Origin of the sequence: Micromonospora phytophila (assembly GCF_023656545.1) — a bacterium.
GTDB classification, from domain to species: Bacteria; Actinomycetota; Actinomycetes; order Mycobacteriales; family Micromonosporaceae; genus Micromonospora; species Micromonospora phytophila.
In genome coordinates this window covers 1-3,299 of sequence record NZ_JAMOKF010000473.1, presented here as the reverse complement: position 1 = coordinate 3,299, position 3,299 = coordinate 1, and the positions used below count along the sequence as shown (strand labels likewise).

Here is a 3,299-nt window from a genome sequence, read left to right as displayed (position 1 = left end):
AGCGCGGCCGCCGCGCTCAGCGGGTCGCCGCCGGCCACCTCGGTCGCCGCGGCGAGCGCGGCCGACCCCTCGGGCGTACGCAGGGCGGCGAGCTGGTCCAGGTCCACCCGGCCATTCTCCCGGCCGGCCCGGATCAGCCGGACGGTGGTGTCAGCGGGCGGGGGTGGCGGCGACGAAGGTCCGCCAACTCGTCGGGGTGAAGGCGAGCACCGGGCCGGTCGGGTCCTTGCTGTCCCGGACGGCGACCACGCCGGGCAGGTTGTCGGCGACCTCGACGCAGGCGCCGCCGCCTCCCGCTCGTTCTCGTCCCACGGGCGGAACCAGTCGGGCGCGGCATGGAAGCGGATCAGTTCCAGCATGCCGACGAAGAGACCGCCGGTGTCCAGGGTCGAGTCGATGCGGCCGAGGTAGTCCGGCTTGACTGGGGTCTGCCCGGTCTCGACCGCACTCACGTACGACGATGAGTAGTTGACCAGCTTGCCCAGCTCCTCCTGGCTGAGCCCGCGCGCCTGGCGTGCCAGACGTAGCTGTTCGTGCAGGAACGTCAGGGTCGGTATCCGGGACACTCGGCTTCCCTTCGTCGGTATCCGGTGGTGGCAACCGACGGTAGGGAGATGGCCACGGTGCGGCGAGGCGCTCCCGGCGTGTTGCGGTGATGACTGGCGGAACTGTGGCGACACGAGGGTGGCGCGTTGGCACTCTCCTTGACGGAGTGCTAGCCGAGGAATAACCTGCGATTAGCACTCTCACCCCGAGGGTGCCAGCTCCCGGGCCGCGAGGCGCGGGCGCTGAACGCCAGGCGGACCGGCACCCGCGACGACGGCCCCGCCCGGTGGCATGTGGCAGATTGACGCTGGTCGGCCCCGCCGGCCAGCAACGAAACCAGTACCCCAGGAGGGTATGCCCGTGACTACCGCGACCAAGGTTGCGATCAAGCCGCTCGAGGACCGGATCGTGGTCCAGGCGAACGAGGCTGAGACCACCACGGCGTCGGGCATCGTGATCCCCGACACCGCCAAGGAGAAGCCGCAGGAGGGCACCGTCCTCGCTGTCGGCCCGGGCCGGATCGACGACAACGGCAACCGCGTGCCGCTCGACGTCAAGGTCGGCGACACCGTGCTCTACTCGAAGTACGGCGGCACCGAGGTCAAGTACGCCGGCGAGGAGTACCTGGTGCTCTCCGCCCGCGACGTCCTCGCGGTCATCGAGAAGTAAGCAACCGATCAGTGTCGTTGCCCCGGTCCGGCTCGCCGGGCCGGGGCAGCGTCGCTTCCGAAGGGACATACATGGCGAAGATCCTGAGCTTCTCGGACGACGCCCGGCACCTGCTCGAGCACGGTGTCAACGCCCTCGCGGACGTGGTCAAGGTCACCCTCGGCCCACGCGGGCGCAACGTCGTCCTGGACAAGAAATTCGGTGCGCCGACGATCACCAACGATGGTGTGACCATCGCCAAGGAGATCGAGCTCACCAACCCCTACGAGAACCTCGGCGCGCAGCTGGTCAAGGAGGTGGCGACCAAGACCAACGACGTCGCCGGCGACGGGACCACCACCGCGACCGTGCTGGCCCAGGCGATGGTCCGCGAGGGCCTGCGCAACGTCACGGCCGGCGCCAACCCGATCGGCCTCAAGCGGGGCATCGACGCCGCGGCCCAGAAGGTCTCCGAGGCGCTGCTCGGCCGGGCCGTCGAGGTCGCCGACAAGAACTCGATCGCCCACGTGGCCACCATCTCCGCGCAGGACGCCACCATCGGTGAGCTGATCGCCGAGGCGATGGAGAAGGTCGGCCGCGACGGTGTCATCACCGTCGAGGAGGGCTCCGCCCTGCACACCGAGCTGGAGGTGACCGAGGGTCTCCAGTTCGATAAGGGCTTCATCTCGCCCAACTTCGTCACCGACGCCGAGGCGCAGGAAGCGGTTCTCGAAGACCCGTACATCCTGATCACCACGCAGAAGATCTCGGCGATCGAGGAGCTGCTGCCGCTGCTGGAGAAGGTCCTCCAGAACAGCAAGCCGCTGCTCATCATCGCCGAGGACGTCGAGGGCCAGGCGCTCTCCACGCTGGTCGTCAACGCGCTCCGCAAGACCATCAAGGTCTGCGCGGTCAAGGCCCCCGGGTTCGGCGACCGCCGCAAGGCGATGCTGCAGGACATGGCGATCCTGACCGGCGCCGAGCTGGTCGCCCCGGAGCTGGGCTACAAGCTCGACCAGGTCGGCCTGGAGGTGCTCGGCACCGCCCGGCGCGTCGTGGTCGACAAGGAGAACACCACGGTCATCGACGGTGGCGGCAAGGACACCGAGGTCGCCGACCGGGTCGCGCAGATCCGCAAGGAGATCGAGGCCTCGGACTCCGAGTGGGACCGGGAGAAGCTGGCCGAGCGGCTGGCGAAGCTCTCCGGCGGCATCGCGGTCATCAAGGTGGGCGCGGCGACCGAGGTCGAGATGAAGGAGCGCAAGCACCGCATCGAGGACGCCATCGCCGCGACCAAGGCCGCGGTCGAGGAGGGCACGGTGCCCGGTGGCGGTGCCGCCCTGGTGCAGATCGTGCCGGCGCTCGACGACGATCTCGGCTTCACCGGTGACGAGAAGGTCGGTGTCTCGGTCGTCCGCAAGGCGCTGGTCGAGCCGCTGCGTTGGATCGCCCAGAACGCCGGTCACGACGGCTACGTCGTCGTGAACAAGGTCGCCGCCAAGGAGTGGGGCCACGGCCTCGACGCCGCCACCGGCGAGTACGTCGACCTGGCGAAGTCCGGCATCGTCGACCCGGTGAAGGTGACCCGCAACGCGGTCACCAACGCCGCGTCGATCGCCGGCCTGCTGCTCACCACGGAGAGCCTCGTGGTGGAGAAGCCGGAGAAGGCCGAGCCGGCCGGCGCCGGTGGGCACGGCCACGGCCACGGCCACGGCCACCAGCACGGCCCGGGCTTCTGACCCGCACGCACGACCCGTTCCGGGGCGCACCGTCACCTGACGGCGCGCCCCGGCGCTCTTCCGGGCTCCTTACGGAACCCTGACGCGACTACCGGGTCGCCGGGTCGATCGGAAAGACTGGCGCGATGAGCACCACGACGCGCCGGTACGCCGCACTGGCCGGGGTCACCGCCGCCGCGGTGGCGATCGGCTCCGCCGAACTGGTGGCGGTGCTGACCGGTCCCCGCTCGGCGCCCCTGGTCGCGGTCGGCGGGCTCGTCGTCGACACCGTGCCCGAGCCGCTCAAGCAGTTCGGCATCGCACTCTTCGGCACGTACGACAAGATCGCCCTGCTGGTGGGGACGGCGCTGCTGCTCGGTGCGGTCG

The 3,299-nt window shown here is 70.0% G+C and carries 4 protein-coding genes and 2 pseudogenes; 3 read left to right on the top strand and 3 right to left on the bottom strand.

Features of this window, described 5'->3' with window-relative positions; translation table 11 throughout:
- From NCC78_RS32800 to NCC78_RS29840, 3 genes and pseudogenes are all read right to left on the bottom strand, one after another.
- The coding region (locus NCC78_RS32800; protein WP_504921285.1) for a DUF8688 domain-containing protein at nucleotides 1–107 on the bottom strand (107 nt) is incomplete at its 3' end.
- 43 nt (nucleotides 108–150) lie between these two features.
- Entirely contained in the window at nucleotides 151–312 is a 162-nt protein-coding gene (locus tag NCC78_RS29845) for a DUF397 domain-containing protein (protein ID WP_250798708.1), read from the bottom strand.
- A 74-nt stretch (nucleotides 313–386) separates the two neighbouring features.
- Nucleotides 387–566, bottom strand: a pseudogene (locus NCC78_RS29840) (helix-turn-helix domain-containing protein); the annotation flags it as partial.
- 340 nt (nucleotides 567–906) lie between these two features.
- Here NCC78_RS29840 and groES point away from each other — a divergent pair.
- The 3 genes and pseudogenes from groES to NCC78_RS29825 form a co-directional block, all read left to right on the top strand.
- Nucleotides 907–1,215, top strand: coding sequence for a co-chaperone GroES (groES, locus tag NCC78_RS29835; protein ID WP_074318937.1), 309 nt, complete (start codon nucleotides 907–909; stop codon nucleotides 1,213–1,215).
- A gap of 71 nt (nucleotides 1,216–1,286) precedes the next feature.
- A complete protein-coding gene (gene groL / locus NCC78_RS29830; RefSeq protein ID WP_250798707.1) occupies nucleotides 1,287–2,933 on the top strand; it encodes a chaperonin GroEL in 1,647 nt (548 codons plus the stop codon).
- A 125-nt stretch (nucleotides 2,934–3,058) separates the two neighbouring features.
- Nucleotides 3,059–3,299, top strand: a pseudogene (locus NCC78_RS29825) (molybdopterin-binding oxidoreductase); the annotation flags it as partial.

What these genes read in the sequence shown, in the direction of transcription:
- groL (WP_250798707.1), top strand. Translation starts at nt 1,287, where the DNA reads ATGGCGAAGATCCTGAGCTTCTCGGACGACGCCCGGCACCTGCTCGAG.